Below are 17,299 nucleotides of genomic sequence, written 5' to 3'. Positions count from 1 at the left end.
GCTCATAATCACGTACCCCTTTTCGATCGGACGGAGAGTCAGCATGGCGCATGGCGAACACACCTACCGCGTTTCGGTGCAATGGACGGGCAATCGCGGCAGCGGCACCTCGGGTTATCGCGACTACGACCGCGATCACGTGATCCGCGCGAACGGCAAGCCGGACATTCCGGGCTCATCGGATCCGGCCTTTCGCGGCGACCCCTCACGCTGGAATCCCGAGGATCTGCTCGTGGCCTCGGCTGCGGCGTGCCACAAGCTCTGGTATCTGCACCTGTGCGCCGAGGCGGGCATCGCGGTGCTCGCCTATGAAGACGAGGCCGAAGGCACGATGGCCGATACGCCGCAGCGCGGCGCCTTCACGAAGATCGTGCTGCGCCCGCGCGTGACGATCCGCGCGAGCGACAACCGCAGCCTCGCCGAGCGGCTGCATCATGCGGCACACGAGCAGTGCTATATCGCCAATTCGGTGAACTTTCCCATCGTTTGCGAGCCGACCATCGAACTGGCTGCGTAACGCCCGCGAACGCCCGAGGCCGCTCCGCCGGCCGTGCCGGCACTCCCGGGAGTGCCGGTAAACAGGTCTCGATCACGAATTTCCACGCTTATCGATAGCTAACATCATCGCGACCGATCGCCCTTCCGAAGTAGCTCGCATACGATTTAATCTTATACGCTTGACATGCCGGAATTTCTCGTCCATTATGCATCGCATGCGATTAGATCTTATGCGACGCATATGACCCAAACCTGAAATCCATCAAGGAGCGCAACATGGCAACGATCGACAAAGTGCTGTTCTCGGGCAACACCCACACCACCATCAATCACGACCCCGCGGCCCAACGCGGCGAATTTGGCGTGTTCGACCTCGAACTGTCGTCTTCAAGCGGCGAAACCCTCGACATCGTCGCGACCGAACCGCACCCGCGCGCCGAGCAGCTGTTCGCCGGCGCATGGTCCGCCTGCTACATCTCCGCGCTCGCCATCGCGGCCTCGCTGAAGAAGGTCGCCCTGCCGGCGGACGCTTCGGTCGACATTCAGGTCGATATCGGCCAGACCGGCGCCGCCTGGTTCCTGGGCGCGCACTTCACGGTCGCGCTGCCGGGCGTCGAGCAAAAGGTAGCCGAAGCCATCGCGCGCAGCGCCCATCAGATCTGCCCGTACTCGAAGGCCGTGCACGGCAACATCGACGTGAGCCTCACCGTCGTCACCGCATAACCGGCAAACGCAATCGCCTCTTTCACCCAATTTCACTGCAATTCACCTAGCGAGATCCGATCATGAAGACCCAATTCATCGCCAAGCTCCTCATCGCCCTTTCTGTCAGCGCAGCCGCCCCCGCATTCGCCAGCGGCTACGGCCCGGCCCCGTCCTATCGGCCCGAAGTCGGCGCACCGGCATCGCAACGCGGCCAGAGCGTGCAAACGCTCGCGGCCGAGCGCACCGGCAGCGGCAACGCAGCGACGGCTTACGGCGGCATGGCCGATGCCACCTCGGACGCGGGCAGCCGCGTCTCGACGGAGCGAAACAGCCTCTTCGCCCACCATTGATTGCGCCACCGCGTCGTGGCTGTTTCGCCGGGCATCGCGATCGCGATGTACGGCGGAACCGGTGTCGGCCTACGATATAATCGCAAGCGATTTATTCAAGTTTGCGAGCCATTGAGGCCTTTGCCTGAAGAGGATGACCATGAAATCGACGGACCACCCGGCGCAGGGCGCTACGCCCGCGCCGCTCGCAGACTACCTTTGCTTCGCGGTCTACTCGACCAATCTGGCGTTCGGCAAGGCGTACAAGCCGATCCTGGACGAACTCGGGCTGACCTATCCGCAGTACATCGCGATCATCGCGCTCTGGGAGCAGGACAACCAGACGGTGAGCGGCCTGGGCGAGAAGCTGTTTCTCGAATCCAACACGCTGACGCCCATGCTGAAAAAGCTCGAAGCGATGGGGTATGTGCAACGGCGGCGCGATCCTGAGGATGAACGCCAGGTGCGTGTGAGCCTGACCGCCAGCGGCCGGAAACTGCGGGAAAAGAGCCTGAAAATCGCGGATCTCACCGACGCGACCGGGCTGGGCCACGACGAATTCATGAAACTGCAAAGGGCGATCGTGAACCTGCGCGCCAATCTGATTCGCTCACTCGACACCGAATAGCCGTCGCAGCCGCGCCCACGGTTTTTGCGGACCGGCTTCGATCATCAATAGTCAGGACTACGACAGGTATTGTGGTTGAGGAAAGGCATACGCACGTCCAATGCGTCCTGCTCGCCACGGTCCAACGTCACCATCAGGAATTGATATGTCAAACGATCTTCATCCCACACCGCTTTCGCGCCGGCGCTTCATTGGCGCCGCTGCTGTCACGCTGGCAGGCGCCGCAATGAGCCGGCTCGCCTTCGCAGAATCGAAGCCCTCGGCCGGCGGAATCACGCAGATTGCCGCCGGCGATCCGACTTCGATTCGTCCGCTGCGCGTGCATGTGCCGGAAGCGGCGCTGACCGATTTGCGACGCCGCATCGTCGCGACGCAATGGCCCGAGCGCGAAACGGTCGACGACGCCTCGCAAGGCGTGCAGCTCGCAACCATGCAACGGCTCGCCAGCTACTGGGCGAACGACTACGACTGGCGCAAGGTGGAAGCGAGGCTCAACTCGCTGCCGCAATACGTCACGGAAATCGACGGGCTCGATATTCACTTCATCCATGTGCGCTCGAAGCACGAGAACGCGCTGCCGATCATCGTCACGCACGGCTGGCCCGGCTCGATCATCGAGCAGCTGAAGATCATCGAACCGCTGACCAACCCGACCGCGCATGGCGGGAGCGCATCCGACGCATTCCACGTCGTCATTCCCTCGCTTCCGGGCTACGGTTTCTCGGGCAAGCCGACGAAGACCGGTTGGGACCCCCAGCGCGTCGCACGCGCCGTGCTGATGGACCGGCTCGGCTACCGGCGCTACGCCGCGCAAGGGGGCGACTGGGGCAATGCCGTGACGGAACAGCTCGCGCTGCTCAAGCCGGCAGGACTCGTGGGCATTCACACCAACATGCCCGCGACCGTGCCCGACGCTGTCGCCAAGTCGCTCAAGGACGGCACGCCACCGCCTGCCGGACTGTCGCCGGAAGAGCAGCACGCGTACGACCAGCTCGATTACTTTTACAAGCACGGTTTGGGCTACGCGCTCGAAATGGCGAACCGTCCGCAGACGCTCTACGCAATCCAGGATTCGCCGGTCGGCCTCGCTGCATGGATGCTCGACCACGACGCGAGCGGTCAGGCGATGATCGCGCGCGTGTTCGCAGGCCAGCCCGAAGGCCTGACGAAGGATGATGTGCTCGACAATGTCACGCTCTATTGGCTGACGAAGACGGCGGTCTCCTCTGCGCGCCTGTATTGGGAGAACAAGCTCAACTTCTTCGAGCCCAAGCATGTGGAGCTGCCGGTCGGCGTGAGTGTCTTTCCGGACGAAATCTACGCCGCGCCGAAGAGCTGGACGGAACGCGCCTACCCCAGGCTGGTTCACTACAATCGCCTTCCGAAAGGCGGCCATTTCGCAGCATGGGAGCAGCCTGCCGCGTTCACGGATGAAGTTCGCGCGACCTTCAGGACGCTGCGTCAGCCGGCCTGACGAAATGCCGCACGCGTGAGCATTCGGGTGTCCGGCGATTTTATCAAGGACTCCGAAGGCTCACGCCACCGCCGGCGGCAAAAAGCCCCGAGCGCCGTGCGACGAGACTGACACAACCGACGCACCCCCTCCCAAATACTGCACTGCGAGTGCCGCCAGCATCCCTCAAAAGGGAAAAACGGCGCATATTCCAGCGCTTTTCCACGAATAGAAATGCGCGCACTTCGCGGACAATGCCGGTCATAGCCCGATTTGCGGCTATTTCAACCATGCGCCCGCCGGCGCAAGCCAAACTTCGATGTCAAAAAAAGAAAGGTGATTGTCTTGTTTGCCCGGATATTCCTGCTGTGGATGGCGTCGTTGATGCTGGTGCAAGTCGGTTTTCGATATCTCGATGCGGATTCGCCGCTCAACTTCGGCGACACGGCATTCGAACCGGCTTCCGCGACGCGCGCCGCCCAACAGCAGGACGCCGAACTGGAGCTGGAACCGGCCGCGCAAGGTGCGAGCGTCCGTGGGATCGCCCCGCTGGTGTCGATCAAACCGGACATCGTCAATCTCGGCGCCGAGGTAACGCCTCATCTGCGCGATGCCATCTGGGCGCCGCATCCGGGGACGGCGTCGAACGCCTCCTATCTGCGCGAAGCCTGTTCGTCTGGCGTCACGCGCCTGAAGAGGGCTGTCCGCTGGTTCGATGCGCGGTTCGCGGCGCTGATGCTGGCGCTCGGCGGGCTGCTGTTCGCGCTGCGCGCCTGGTGGCTGCAGACGGTGCGCCACGATCTGCTCGCCATGATCGCCACCTTGCGCCTCGCGACGAGCGGCACCGGCCCGGCACCCGCGCTCGCGCTCGTGGACTGCCCGCGCAAGCTGCACGGCCTCGGCCGCGCGTTCGGCGTTCTGCTGTGCCGCCGCAGCGGCGCGGTCGAAGACCAGTCGGCCACTTTCGCCGCTTTCCTGCGGCAGACCGAATCGCGGGTTGCGCGCTTGCGCGCCTATGCGATGAACGTCACGCGCTGGAATTTGCGTGTGGCGCTCGTCGAGGACATCGACCTCTTTCAGGATCTCGCGCGCCAGTTCGTCGACACGGCCGGCCACGGCGGCGCGAATCATGCGCCCGTGAACGTGGACGCGTATCTGAGGGACCGCTTCGTCTACGGCGCGAACGCGGACGCGAGCATCGTGCTTCGGCTGGACGCCGGCGAGGCGTTCGCGCTGCCGCGCTCCGCGCTCGTGCGGCTCGTCGACAATCTCGTGGGCAACGCACAGGCGCACGGCAAGCCGCCCATCGAAATCTGCACGGCGCGCGGGCCGCGCTCGTGGACCTTGAGCGTGCGGGACCACGGCGAAGGCGTCGCCGCGAGTCTGCCCGAGGGTGGCGCGCCGGCGTCGCCGTTGCTTGCCTCGCGCGCGGCGAGCCTTGGACTCGATACGCATTGGGGCATGGGCCTGTCGATCGTCCGGCGCCTCGCGCGCCTGTGCAACGCGAAGCTCAAGATCGGCAATCATCCCGAGGGCGGCCTCTGGGTGCGCGTAATCGTGCCGATGGACAAAGCGCGGCACGCCTGACGCGAACCCCTCCCCTCAAGCCCCCAGCAGCACTCCGCTGCGTATCGGCCGGGTGCCCGTTACCCGGCCGAGCGGCGCGCCGGCCGTGACGAAGCGAATCGCCCTCCGCATATAGAAAACGCCTTCCGCGGTGCTCTTCACCGTCGTCGTTTCGCCCGTCATCGGATCGACGATATCGAACAGCGGGTCGTTCTCGCGAATCCAGTCGCCGATTTTCGCGCGGTGCACGAGGATGCCGCTGCGCGGCGCATTGAATTGCGCGCTGCCGGCGAGCGGCGTGGCCGGCATCAGCAGTTCCGGCAGCGGCTTCAACTCGCCGCCGGCGAGCGCACCGCGCCAGCGCAGATAGTCGATCAGCGCGTCGGCGTCGTGCTGCGCGGTTTCCCACGAGACGTCGCGCTGGCCGCGGCACTCGATCGTCACCGCAGTGGGCCCGGCGGGCACGGGCTGCGTGGCCGGCATCTGTTGGCGCAGTTGCCACCACAGCAGGCTATGCGCCTCGTCGAACGCCTGCGCGCCCGAGTCGGTGGCGAGCAGTTGCGCGCGCGAGCCGAGGTAGCGGGCGAGCGGCTCGACATCGGGCCAGCCGGCCTCGCTCGTGTACACGTGCATGAGCGCCTCGAGCGAGCAATGCAGGTCGATGATCAGATCGGCGTCGTGCGAGAGCCTCAACAGCGCCAGCTGGAGCGAATCGAATTCCGTAAGCGGCGCCTGTGCGTCGAGCGCTTCGCGCATCAGTTGCCGGATCAGATCGCGATTGCGGTCGGCGTCCGCGCCGAGCGTCTCCTTCGCGCGCGCGAGCAGCCTGGGAAACGCGTGGAAATGGCGGTTGAAGTTCCTGCCGCTCGCGAGATCGAACCGGCCGATGAACTGGCCAAGCACATGCTGGTTCAAGCCCACGGGATTGGCGAGCGGTACGAGCACCACCTGCGCGGCGAGCGCGCCTTGCGCCTCGAGTTCAGCCAGTTGCGCGCGCAACAACACGGCCGCCAGCATGGCGGGCGTTTCGTCGGCATGCAGCGACGCCTGGATATAAACCTTCTGGTGCGCGTCGGCGGGGCCGAAATGGAAGCTGGTCAGTTCGCGGTGCGTGCCCGGCGTGGCGCTCAGGAGCGGAATCGATTGCTGGTTCATGAATTCAATGCGGTTTCAAAAAAGTGTACGGCGGCTCAGTTTCCGTACGGATCGAAGTCGAAATAGCGATGCGCGATCTGCGCGTAGGTGCCGTCCTTCAGCATGGCCGCGATCGCGTCGTTCATCTGCGCCTGCAGCGCGGTTTCGTCCTTGCGCATGCCGATGCCGGTGCCGCGGTCGCCCATCGATAGCGGGCCACCGGCAAACGTGAAGCCGTTGCCCTGCGGCGTACGCAGGAAGCCGTAGTCGGCTTCGACGTAGCCCAGCAGCGCGGCGTCGAGTCGCCCGTTGACGAGATCGGCGAACACTTCGTCCTGGCTCTTGTAGGTGACGACGTGCACGCCCGCCGGCGCCCAGTTCGCGAGCGCGTAGGTCTCGAACTGCGTGCCCGCCTGCACGCCGACCGACTTGCCGGCCAGCGACTGCGCGGTGCCACCGAACGAAGCGCCCTTGCGCGCGACGAGCCGCGACTTGAACTGGAACAGCTTCGACGTGAAGAGAATTTGCTGCTCGCGCTTCGCGGTGATCGCCATCGACGACATGATCGCGTCGATCTTGCGCGCCTGCAGCGCCGGGATCATGCCCGAGAACTCCAGTTCGACCCACTGGCAATGCGCGTGAATACGGCGGCAGATTTCGTTGCCGAGATCGACGTCGAAACCTTTGAGCGAGCCGTCGGGCGCCTTGGCGTCCATGGGCGGATAGGTCGGATCGATGCCGAGGCGCACGACGTCGCCCTCGCGCGCGAAGGCACTGCTGCTCAGGGCCAGCGCGAGGAAGAGCAGGATCGACGGGATTATTTTCATGATGAGCGATCAGTGAACGGGGGAGTCTCCTGTGCGACCGATGGTAGGACGACGCTGCGTTCTGGAAAAGCTCGAATTCGTCTATCATGATCACTTATACCGATCGCAGCCAGACGTCGCCCATGAGTCTCACGCTCTCCCAGTTGCGCGTCTTCGTCGCCGTCGCCCAGCGCGGCAGCGTGCGGGCGGCCTCGCGCGCGCTCGGCGTGGCGCAGAGCGGCGTGACGCAGCAGTTGCAGAATCTCGAAGCCGAACTGGGCGGCGCGCTGCTCACCCGCACGAATCGCGGCGTGACGCTCACGGTGCTCGGGCAGCGCCTCTTGGTGCGCGCGGCATCGATTCTCGACGAGTGCGAGCGCGCGAGCGAAGAGGCGCAGCAACTGCGCGGCGACTACGCGGGCGAAGTGGCGTTCGGCCTGACGACCGACCCGCTGATGGACGCGCTCGTGCCCGTGCTCGGGCAGTACAGCAAGCGGTTTCCGCGCGTGGCGCTGCGTCTGCGCACGGGAACGTCGCGCATGATGATTTCGTGGATACGCGAAGGCACGCTCGATTTCGCACTCGCACTCGTTTCGGACCAGACCGATACGACCGATCTTTCGGTGACGGAGCTTTACCCGTCGGACCCGGTAGTCGTCTGCCGCCGCGATCATCCGAAGGCGGGGGCGCGCACGCTGCGCTCGCTCACGCACTGCGACTGGCTCGCGACGCGCTCGCCCAATATCGCGGACGCCTTCGCTTCGAGCCGGCTCACGACGTTCTTCACCGACCACGGCTTGCCGCCGCCTCGCATCGTCGCGACGGTGGAGGGGCTCTTCGAAACCCTGCATTGGGTCAGCGAGACGGATTGCCTCGCGCTGGAGTCGTCGGTGGTCGCCACGCGCGGCCCGTTTGCCGAACGGCTCGCGCGCATCAGGATCGCCGAGCGGCCCGCGGCGCAGCAGGTCTGTTTGCTGCAGCGCGCGGCCGTGCCCCTCACGCCTGCCGCTCAGGAACTCGCGACGATGCTGGCTTCGTATGCGCGGGCAGGCCGTGCGCCGCGTTGAGGCGGTATTTACGCGCCTTGTCCCTGGATATAAGCAGCCAGCCCCGACGCCAGCGCCGCAAAGGTCACGGCGCAGCGCGCGCTCGTGCGCAAATCCTCATGCATGGCCACCCACGTATCCAGACTCAGCGAGAACTCGTCGCGCAGAACGCGAACCAGCTTCGGGTCTCTTGCCGCCAACGGCGACTGGCACCCGCCGATGCCGAATCCAGCGCGTATCGCGCCCAGTTGGGCAAGGTCGCTGTCGGCGCGAAATGCAAAGTTATTGCGGCTGTAGGCGGCGAACCTGGGCTGAACCGAACGAATGAACGCGTTCTCGTGATCGAAGCCGATGATCGAATGGCGCGACAACTCTTTCATCGACTTCGGCACACCATGAAGCGCCAGATATCGTTCGTGGGCATGCAAGCCGACTTCGATCGCGCCAACACGTTTAGCGACCAGCGCCTCCTGCACTGGCCGGAACATGCGTATCGCAATGTCCGCTTCACGACGCAGCAGGTCGCCCGCCCTGTTTGACAGCACAAGTTCGATCGTCAGCTCCGGATAGTCGTGGCGCAGGCCCGCCAGTATCGGCGGCAGGACCTCGACGCCGATGACTTCGCTCGCCGTCAGCCGCACCGTCCCGCGCACGCCCGATCCGTGACTGCTCGCCGCGCGGCGCAAGGCTGCCGTGGTCATCGCAAGGCCGACGGCGTAGGGCCGCAACTCGTTCGCCGCCTCGGTTGGCGAGAACCCATCGGACGAGCGCGTAAACAGCGTGAGTCCCAGCGCCGCTTCCAGACTTTCGATATGGCGGCCAACGGTCGGCTGCGTGATGCCCAGCGCGCGGGCGGCCGCCGACAGCGAGCCGCTCTCCAGGACCTGCAGAAAGCTCCTGTACCACTCCCAGTTCGGTTCCTTTTCGGCCATGCATCGTCCCCAAGTCAGATCGCGGTCTATGCATAAATGTATAGCCTATGGTCGATTTTCGGCAATTTTTTATTGACGGCAAACGGCGCAGAATGCTCCTCATCACAGCTCACCCGTAAGGAGAACCCGCATGAACGCCAGCCCCATCAATCGACAGAACCGCGCCCTCGTGCTTGGCGCAAGCGGCGGAATCGGCAGCGAAGTCGCGCGCCAGTTGCTCGACGCCGGCTGGCAAGTCCGCGCGTTGCGGCGCGGCGGTGCGCCGGGCACGGCGGCGGCCGGCGCCATCGAGTGGCTCGACGGCGACGTGCTCTCGCGCGAAGCAGTGGTACGCGCCGCGCAGGGTTGCGCGGTGATCGTGCACGCCGTGAACCCGCCGGGCTACCGGCGCTGGGCGCAGGTCGTGCTGCCGATGATCGACAACACGCTCGCCGCCGCGGCCGCCGTGGGCGCGACTGTCGTGCTGCCGGGCACCGTCTACAACTTCGGGCCCGACACCTTCCCGGTGCTGCGTGAAGATTCGCCCCAGCGGCCGCTCACGCGCAAGGGCGCGATTCGCGTGGAACTGGAGCGGCGCATGCAGGCCGCGAGCGAGCATGGCGTGCGCTCGATCGTCGTGCGCGCGGGCGACTTTTTCGGGCCGCACGTGGGCAATAGCTGGTTTGCGCAAGGAATCGTGAAGCGTGACGAGCCGGTGCAGGTCGTGCGCCAGCCGGGTACCCGCGGCGTGGGCCACGCGTGGTCATACGTGCCCGACGTCGCGCGCACGATGCTCGCGCTGATCGAACGGCGCGACACGCTGCCCGCGCTCGCGGTGTTCCACATGGCCGGCCACTGGGATGCCGATGGCTCGCAGTTCGTCGAAGCGATCTGCCGCGTCGCCCGGCGCCACGGAATGAAGCCGCAAAGCAAGCCCTTCGCCTGGGCCCTCATGCGCGCCATCTCGCCCTTCGTGACGACGCTGCGCGAACTGATGGAGATGCGCTATTTGTGGAGCGAGCCGTTGCAGCTCGACAATGCCCGCCTCGTCCGCGAACTCGGGCGCGAGCCGCATACGCCGCTCGACGAAGCCGTCGAGGCGACGCTCATGGGCCTGAACTGCCTCGGCGCCGACGAGCGGGCGCCAAAGGCGGCTTGAAGGTTACGCTTTTACGCGCCGCGCGATTTGATATGGATTCCGAATGTCAATGCGAGTGGCTCGGCACGTCCGAGCCGCGGCAACCCACCAGGAAGTCGAAATCGCAGCCCTCGTCGGCCTGCAACACGTGCTCGACATAAAGCTTGCGATACCCGCTGCGATCAGCGGGGATGGGATGCTGATTCGCGGCCCATTCGTCGAGCCGCGCGACGATCGCCTCGTCGCTGATATCCACGCGCAGCACGCCCTTCTCGCAGTCCAGTTCGATCCAGTCGCCGTCGCGCACGATCGCGAGCGGGCCGCCCGCGCGCGCCTCGGGCGCCACGTGCAGCACCACCGTGCCATACGCCGTGCCGCTCATGCGCGCGTCCGACACGCGCACCATGTCGGTCACGCCCTGCGCGAGCAGCTTGGGCGGCAGGCCCATGTTGCCCACCTCGGCCATGCCCGGATACCCCTTGGGCCCGCAGTTCTTCATGACGAGCACGGAATCGGCCGTGACATTGAGATCGGGGTCGCCAATGCGCGCCTTGTAGTCGTCGAAGTTCTCGAACACCACGGCGGGCCCGCGATGCTTCAACAGCTTCTGCGTGGCCGCCGACGGCTTCAACACCGCGCCGTTCGGCGCGAGATTGCCGCGCAACACGCACAACGCGCCGTCTTTCACGAGCGGATTGTCGAGCGGACGAATGACTTCGGCGTTGTGAATGGGCGCTTCGCGCACGTTTTCCCACAGCGTTTTGCCGTTGGCCGTGAGCGCATCGGGATGCGGTAGCAGGTTCGCTTCACCGAGGCGCCGCAGCACCGCGGGCAAGCCGCCCGCGTAATAGAACTCCTCCATCAGAAAGCGGCCCGAAGGCTGCAGGTCGACGAGGGTCGGCGTACCTCGTCCGATGCGCGTCCAGTCGTCGAGTTCGAGCGGCACGCCGACGCGTCCCGCGATCGCCTTCAGGTGGATCGCCGCATTGGTCGAGCCGCCGATCGCCGCGTTCGTGCGAATGGCGTTCTCGAACGCCGCGCGCGTGAGCAGCTTCGAGAGGCGCAGGTCTTCGAGCGCCATCTCCACGATGCGCATGCCCGACATATGCGCGAGCACGTAGCGGCGCGCGTCCACAGCCGGAATCGCCGCGTTGTGCGGCAGCGTGACGCCAAGCGCTTCGGCCATGCACGCCATGGTCGACGCCGTGCCCATGGTGTTGCAGGTGCCCGCCGAGCGCGACATGCCCGACTCCGCCGACATGAACTCATGGATCGAGATCTTGCCCGCCTTCACCTGCTCGCTCAGTTGCCACACCACCGTGCCCGAACCGATATCGCGCCCTTCGTGCTTGCCGTTGAGCATCGGGCCGCCGGTCACGGCAATCGCAGGCACATCGCAGCTCGCCGCGCCCATCAGCAGCGCGGGCGTGGTCTTGTCGCAGCCCACCAGCAGCACGACGGCATCGACCGGATTGCCTCGTATGGATTCCTCAACATCCATCGAAGCGAGGTTGCGTGTGAACATGGCCGTGGGGCGCAGGTTCGACTCGCCGTTCGAAAACACGGGAAACTCGACAGGAAATCCGCCGGCTTCGTAGATGCCTCGCTTGACGTGCTCAGCGAGCTTGCGAAAATGCGCATTACAGGGCGTGAGTTCCGACCACGTATTGCAGATGCCGATAATCGGCTTGCCGGCGAATTCGTGATCCGGTATTCCTTGATTCTTCATCCAGCTCCGGTACATGAAGCCGTTTTTGTCCGTGGTGCCGAACCACGCGGCCGAGCGAAGCTTGGGCTTACGGGTGTTCATGGCTTTGCCCACTTAGTGAGAAAGTCCTATAAATAGCATGACTATATGGACCGCGATTATCGGGAAAACGCTAATCGAAACCGTTCCGGCCGTTGCATATAGTTTGTCTATTGTGGTCAGCAGGGGCGGCCAACGGTATACCGAGAGGATATAACCGGAGGCCAGGGATGGCGCGATACTTCTCGTGATACTGTCCGGCCGTGATGGACGCGGGTGTAGCGCCATGAATTAAAGAAATACAACGCGCAGAGCTACATCGGAGACACGCATGAAACTGGCAACACGCATGGTAAGCGGGTGGGTCGCTGCGGCGGCCGCTTTCTCGTTGGCGGCGGGCGTCGCGCACGCCGAAGACAAGCAGATTACGCTAGGTTTTGCGCAGGTCGGTGCGGAAAGCGCCTGGCGCACGGCGAACACGGTGTCGGTCAAACAGGCCGCGAAAGACGCCGGCATCAACCTCAAGTTCTCGGACGCCCAGCAGAAGCAGGAAAACCAGATCAAGGCGATCCGCTCGTATATCGCCCAGAAGGTGGACGTGATCGCGTTCTCCCCCGTGGTGGAATCGGGCTGGGAGCCGGTGCTGCAGGAAGCGAAGCGCGCCAGGATTCCCGTGATCCTCACGGACCGCAACATCGACGTGAAGGACCAGTCGCTCTACGTGACGATGATTGGTTCGGACTTCATGGAAGAAGGCCGCCGCGCGGGCAAGTGGCTTGAAGATCACTACAAGGACAACCCCGGCCCGATCAATATCGTCGAGCTGCAGGGCACCGTGGGTTCCGCGCCGGCCAACGACCGTCACTCGGGCCTCATGGAAGTGATCAAGAACGATCCGAAGTTCAAGATCATCGCGTCGCAAAGCGGCGACTTCACGCTGGCCGGCGGCAAGCAGGTCATGGAAGCGTTCGCGAAGACGTATGGAAACAAGATCAACGTGGTCTACGCGCATAACGACGACATGGCGCTCGGCGCGATCCAGGCGATGGAAGAAGCCGGCATGAAGCCGGGCAAGGACATCAGCGTCGTCTCGTTCGACGCCACCAAGGGCGGCTTCCAGGCGATGATCGCCGGCAAGATGAATGTCGACGTGGAGTGCAGCCCGCTGCTCGGGCCGCAGCTCATGAGCGCCGTGAAGGACGTCGTGGCGGGCAAGCAGTTGCCCAAGCGCATCGTGACGAACGAAACGGTGTTCCCGGAGGACGTGGCGGCGCAGGTGCTCCCGTCGCGCAAGTACTAAACTTCGCTGCAAGCGGCGCGGTGTGCTTCGTATCCCTTAGCAATCTTTAAGGACTTACGGAGCACGTCGCGCGCTCTGGCCTCTTTCACGGTTGCCCATGAGCGTTTCCCCGATACTCGAAACCGTCGGTCTTACCCGAACCTTCCCCGGCGTGCGTGCGCTCGACCGGGTCGATTTTCGTCTGTACCCCGGCGAAATCCATACGCTGATGGGGCAGAACGGCGCCGGCAAGTCCACGCTCATCAATGTGTTGACCGGCGTGCACCAGCCCGAGGCGGGCGAGATACGCCTCGCGGGCGAGGCGGTGCACTTTCCGACGCCGCAGATGGCGGAGGCCGCCGGCATCCAGACGCTCTACCAGGAAGTCAATCTCTGCCCGAACCTCTCGGTTGCGGAGAACATTTTCGCGGGCCGCCAGCCGCGCAAGCGCGGCCTCGGCCTGATCGACTGGAAGACGATTCATCGCCGCGCGGACGCAGCGCTCGCGGAACTGAATCTTTCGCTCGACGTCACACAGTCGCTCGACACCTACCCCATCGCCATGCAGCAGATGGTGGCGATTGCGCGCGCGGTGTCCGTGGATGCGCGCATTCTCATTCTCGACGAACCGACTTCCAGCCTCGACGAAGGCGAAGTCGCGCGCCTGTTCGAGGTGCTGCGCAAGCTGAAAGCGTCGGGCATCGCGATCCTGTTCGTCACGCATTTTCTCGAGCAGACCTATGCGATCTCCGATCGCATCACGGTGATGCGCAACGGTGAGCGTGAAGGCGAATATCTCGCCGCCGATCTGCCGGTGCAAACGCTGGTCGCGAAGATGGTAGGCCTGCAGAACGCCGGCGAGCGGCTTACGCAGGCCGAAGCCGCACACGGCGAAACGGCGGCAACGAACGCCGAACCCTATCTTGCGGCGCAAGGCGTGGCGCGCCGCGGCGTGCTCAATCCGCTCGATCTGGAAGTGCAGCCGGGCCAGATCCTGGGCCTGGCTGGCCTGCTCGGCTCGGGCCGCACGGAAACCGCGCGGCTGCTCTTCGGCGCGGACAAAGCCGATGCGGGCACAGTGCACATCAACGGCAAAGCGGTAAAGCTTTCCTCGCCGCGCGACGCCGTGCGTCACGGCATGGCCTATTGTCCCGAAGACCGCAAGAAAGAAGGCATTGTCGCCGATCTGTCGATACGCGAAAACATCGTGCTCGCGCTGCAGGCGCAACTGGGCTGGTGGCGCATGATCCGGCGCTCGCGCCAGCGCGAACTGGCCAACGAATATATCGACCGGCTCGGCATCAAGGCGCGCGACGCCGAGCAGCCTATTGGGCTGCTTTCGGGCGGCAATCAGCAGAAGGTGCTGCTCGCGCGCTGGCTCGCGACGAATCCGCGTTTGCTGATACTCGACGAACCCACGCGCGGCATCGACGTGGCCGCCAAGTTCGAAATCATGGACCGCGTGCGCGCGCTCTGCGCAAAGGGCCTCGGCATTCTCTTCATTTCGTCGGAGATCAGCGAGGTGGTGCGTGTGAGCGACCGCATCGCCGTGCTGCGCGACCGGCGTAAGGTGGCCGAGCTTTCGGGCGCGGCGCGCTCGGAGCACGAAGTCTACGACCTCATTGCCGGAGACCGTCGATGACGCGCCCCGCCCTCCCCGCCTGGCTTTCGCTCGTCATCCGGCATCCGCTGGTGTGGCCCGCGGTGACGCTCATCGCGCTGTTCGTCGTCGACGTCGTGCATCGCGGCAATTTCCTCTCGATCACGATGCTGGGGGGCCACCTGTTCGGCGCGCCCATCGACATCCTCATGCGCGCCGCGCCGCTCGTCGTGGTGTCGCTCGGCATGACGCTCGTGATCGCCACGCGCGGCATCGACATTTCCGTGGGCGCCGTCGTGGCAATCGCTGGCGCGGCGGCCGCCACGGTGCTCGCCGCCGATCCTTCGCGCGTGGGCCTGGCGTTCGGCGCGGCGCTCGCGGTGGGCCTGCTCGCCGGCATCTGGAACGGGCTGCTCGTCGCGTTCGTCGGCATGCAGCCGATCATCGCCACGCTTATCCTGATGGTGGCGGGCCGCGGCGTGGCGCAGTTGCTCACCGGCGGCCAGATCATCCCCATCGGCGCGCCCGGTTATCTCTTCGCGGGCGGCGGCTATTTCGCGCTCATCCCGTGCGCCGTGTGGGTCGCGATTGCCGTGACCGTGCTCACCGCCCTCATCGTCAACCGCACGGCGCTCGGGCTCTTCATTCGCTCGATCGGCGTGAATCCGGTGGCCGCGCGGCTTGCGGGCCTGTCGTCGCGGGCCGTGGTGTTCGGCGCGTACGCGTTCTGCGGCGTGACCGCCGCGATTGCCGGCATTCTCATCAGCTCGAACGTGCGCAGCGCGGACGGCAACAACGCCGGCCTGCTGCTCGAACTCGACGCCATTCTCGCCGTGACGCTCGGCGGCACGTCGCTGCTGGGCGGGCGCTTCAGTCTCGCGGGCACGGTGCTCGGCGCGCTCATCATCCAGACGCTCACCTACACCACCTATTCGATCGGCGTGCCGCCCGAGGCCACGCTCGTCGTGAAGGCGGTAGTCGTGCTGCTCGTGTGCCTGATCCAGTCGCCCGCGGCGCGCACCTTCGCTTTTCAACAACTCAAACGCATCGCTCTCGCGCGCCGCGCGCGCGCCTGAGTCGCCATGCACCCATTCGGGGGAAGCCGAGCATGAACCGCCCTGCCCTGTCCTTTTCGAACACGCTCGCAGCGTGCCGGCGCGGCGCCACCCGCTTCGTCGATCCGCGCGTGCTGCCCATCGTCGTGACCGTCGTGCTGTTTGCCGTGCTGTTCGGCTTCGGCTCGGTCATGTATACCGGGTTCTTCTCGCTTCAGGTGGCCTTCGGGCTGTTGGTCGATAACGCGTTCCTGCTGATCGTCGCCATCGGCATGACGTTCGTGATCATCTCGGGCGGCATCGATCTTTCGGTGGGCGCCGTGGTCGCGCTCACCACGATTCTCTGCGCCGTGGGCACCGAAAAGCTGCACTGGCCCGTGCTCGTGGTCGTGCCGCTCGTGTTGCTCTGCGGCGCGCTCTATGGCGCGGCAATGGGCGCGCTGATCCACTTCTTCCGGCTGCAGCCCTTCATCATCACGCTCGCGGGCATGTTCCTCGCGCGCGGCACCTGCTTTCTCATCACCACCGAATCCATCCAGATCAACGACCCCGGTTTTCACGCGCTCTCCGAATTCAACATTCCGGTGGGCAGCGGCTCGCTCACCACGGGTTCGCTCACGGCCATCGCCATGCTCGCCGCGGGCATCGTCATCGCGCACTTCACGCGCTTTGGGCGCAACGTCTACGCGATCGGAGGCAACGAGCGCTCCGCGCTGCTCATGGGCCTGCCGGTGGCGCGCACCAAGATCGGCGTGTACGCGCTCTCGGGCTTTTGCTCGGCGCTCGGCGGCGTGGTGTTTACGCTCTACGTGCTCTCGGGCTACGGGCTGCAGGCGCAAGGCATGGAACTCGACGCCATCGCCGCGACCGTGATCGGCGGCACGCTGCTCACGGGCGGGGTGGGCTATGTGATCGGCTCGGTGTTCGGCGTCGGCATTCTGGGCACGATCCAGACGCTCATTACCTTCGACGGCACGCTGAGTTCATGGTGGACGCGCATCGTGATCGGCGCGCTGCTCTGCGCGTTCTGCCTCATGCAGCGCGCGACCGAGCGCCACGCCGCGCGCCGCAAGTCCACCGGCACGGGACGCGGCGCCCCGCGCACCAGGCGGCCGCAAGCCGCCGTGCCGATGGATCAGGCCAAGCTCGCCAGCCCACCGCCGCACATGCAGGAGGCGAAAGGCGGTGCGTAAACCGCTTGTCATGGACGATCGTCGCCATGGCAGGGCCTATGGAGTAGTTACGGGTATACATGGATTAGGAGGCCTCATCACGCTGCACTAAGATTTTTGCGGTACCGTCGGCGCCTGGCGAACTCACGTTCGCTGCGGATGTCTCGCGCGTTCCCCCGGTACTGGCCAGTATCTGCACGCTTTTCGACGAAAAGTCGACTACATCGACCAC

Annotated in this window: 16 protein-coding genes; 12 read left to right on the top strand and 4 right to left on the bottom strand. The window is 65.1% G+C overall.

All coding sequences use genetic code 11. The features are described 5' to 3' along the window. Positions 1-43 precede the first annotated feature (43 nt). From M3I56_RS27510 to M3I56_RS27485, 6 genes are all read left to right on the top strand, one after another. A complete protein-coding gene (locus M3I56_RS27510; RefSeq protein WP_254356636.1) occupies positions 44-517 on the top strand; it encodes an OsmC family protein in 474 nt (157 codons plus the stop codon). 257 nt (positions 518-774) lie between these two features. Beyond that, entirely contained in the window at positions 775-1,221 is a 447-nt protein-coding gene (locus tag M3I56_RS27505; protein ID WP_028202368.1) for an Ohr family peroxiredoxin, read from the top strand. 62 nt (positions 1,222-1,283) lie between these two features. Next, on the top strand, positions 1,284-1,553 hold the full coding sequence (locus M3I56_RS27500) for a hypothetical protein (RefSeq protein WP_254356635.1): 270 nt from the start codon (positions 1,284-1,286) through the stop codon (positions 1,551-1,553). Between the two features lie 139 nt (positions 1,554-1,692). After that, the gene (locus M3I56_RS27495; RefSeq protein ID WP_028202370.1) at positions 1,693-2,160 is read left to right on the top strand and encodes a MarR family winged helix-turn-helix transcriptional regulator; all 468 of its coding nucleotides are present in this window, start codon (positions 1,693-1,695) and stop codon (positions 2,158-2,160) included. A 145-nt stretch (positions 2,161-2,305) separates the two neighbouring features. Further along, positions 2,306-3,634: an epoxide hydrolase family protein gene (locus M3I56_RS27490; protein WP_254356634.1), complete on the top strand. Its 1,329-nt coding sequence runs from the start codon at positions 2,306-2,308 to the stop codon at positions 3,632-3,634. Positions 3,635-3,958: 324 nt separating this feature from the next. After that, positions 3,959-5,200 (top strand): HAMP domain-containing sensor histidine kinase, encoded by a 1,242-nt coding sequence (locus tag M3I56_RS27485; protein ID WP_254356633.1) that lies wholly within the window; start codon positions 3,959-3,961, stop codon positions 5,198-5,200. A gap of 15 nt (positions 5,201-5,215) precedes the next feature. Here the strand turns inward: M3I56_RS27485 and M3I56_RS27480 are convergent, their stop codons facing one another. Together M3I56_RS27480 and M3I56_RS27475 are read right to left on the bottom strand one after the other, a co-directional pair. Continuing rightward, positions 5,216-6,334, bottom strand: a complete 1,119-nt coding sequence (locus M3I56_RS27480) for a succinylglutamate desuccinylase/aspartoacylase family protein (RefSeq protein ID WP_254356632.1) — start codon at positions 6,332-6,334, stop codon at positions 5,216-5,218. A gap of 35 nt (positions 6,335-6,369) precedes the next feature. After that, entirely contained in the window at positions 6,370-7,140 is a 771-nt protein-coding gene (locus M3I56_RS27475) for a transporter substrate-binding domain-containing protein (protein ID WP_254356631.1), read from the bottom strand. Between the two features lie 122 nt (positions 7,141-7,262). Here M3I56_RS27475 and M3I56_RS27470 point away from each other — a divergent pair, with 122 nt between their 5' ends. After that, the gene (locus tag M3I56_RS27470) at positions 7,263-8,186 is read left to right on the top strand and encodes a LysR family transcriptional regulator (protein WP_254356654.1); all 924 of its coding nucleotides are present in this window, start codon (positions 7,263-7,265) and stop codon (positions 8,184-8,186) included. Between the two features lie 8 nt (positions 8,187-8,194). Here M3I56_RS27470 and M3I56_RS27465 read toward each other — a convergent pair whose 3' ends face one another. Continuing rightward, on the bottom strand, positions 8,195-9,097 hold the full coding sequence (locus tag M3I56_RS27465) for a LysR family transcriptional regulator (protein ID WP_254356630.1): 903 nt from the start codon (positions 9,095-9,097) through the stop codon (positions 8,195-8,197). Positions 9,098-9,227: 130 nt separating this feature from the next. Between M3I56_RS27465 and M3I56_RS27460 the strand changes: the two genes are divergently transcribed. Next, on the top strand, positions 9,228-10,235 hold the full coding sequence (locus tag M3I56_RS27460; RefSeq protein WP_254356629.1) for an NAD-dependent epimerase/dehydratase family protein: 1,008 nt from the start codon (positions 9,228-9,230) through the stop codon (positions 10,233-10,235). Between the two features lie 46 nt (positions 10,236-10,281). Here the strand turns inward: M3I56_RS27460 and M3I56_RS27455 are convergent, their stop codons facing one another. Further along, entirely contained in the window at positions 10,282-12,024 is a 1,743-nt protein-coding gene (locus tag M3I56_RS27455) for an IlvD/Edd family dehydratase (RefSeq protein WP_254356628.1), read from the bottom strand. Between the two features lie 286 nt (positions 12,025-12,310). Between M3I56_RS27455 and M3I56_RS27450 the strand changes: the two genes are divergently transcribed. The 4 genes from M3I56_RS27450 to yjfF all read left to right on the top strand — a co-directional run bounded on the left by M3I56_RS27450 (position 12,311) and on the right by yjfF (position 17,088). Continuing rightward, positions 12,311-13,261, top strand: coding sequence for an ABC transporter substrate-binding protein (locus M3I56_RS27450; protein WP_254356653.1), 951 nt, complete (start codon positions 12,311-12,313; stop codon positions 13,259-13,261). Positions 13,262-13,358: 97 nt separating this feature from the next. Further along, positions 13,359-14,882, top strand: a complete 1,524-nt coding sequence (locus M3I56_RS27445; RefSeq protein ID WP_254356627.1) for a sugar ABC transporter ATP-binding protein — start codon at positions 13,359-13,361, stop codon at positions 14,880-14,882. Then, positions 14,879-15,916, top strand: a complete 1,038-nt coding sequence (locus M3I56_RS27440; RefSeq protein ID WP_309249190.1) for an ABC transporter permease — start codon at positions 14,879-14,881, stop codon at positions 15,914-15,916. The genes M3I56_RS27445 and M3I56_RS27440 overlap by 4 nt, the downstream gene beginning before the upstream one ends. A 32-nt stretch (positions 15,917-15,948) precedes the next feature. Continuing rightward, positions 15,949-17,088, top strand: a complete 1,140-nt coding sequence (gene yjfF / locus M3I56_RS27435; RefSeq protein WP_254356626.1) for a galactofuranose ABC transporter, permease protein YjfF — start codon at positions 15,949-15,951, stop codon at positions 17,086-17,088. The last annotated feature ends 211 nt before the right edge of the window (positions 17,089-17,299 follow it).

Source organism: Paraburkholderia sp. CNPSo 3281, from assembly GCF_024206515.1.
Taxonomy (GTDB): Bacteria; Pseudomonadota; Gammaproteobacteria; order Burkholderiales; family Burkholderiaceae; genus Paraburkholderia; species Paraburkholderia nodosa.
This window is presented reverse-complemented; position numbering and strand designations above follow the sequence as displayed.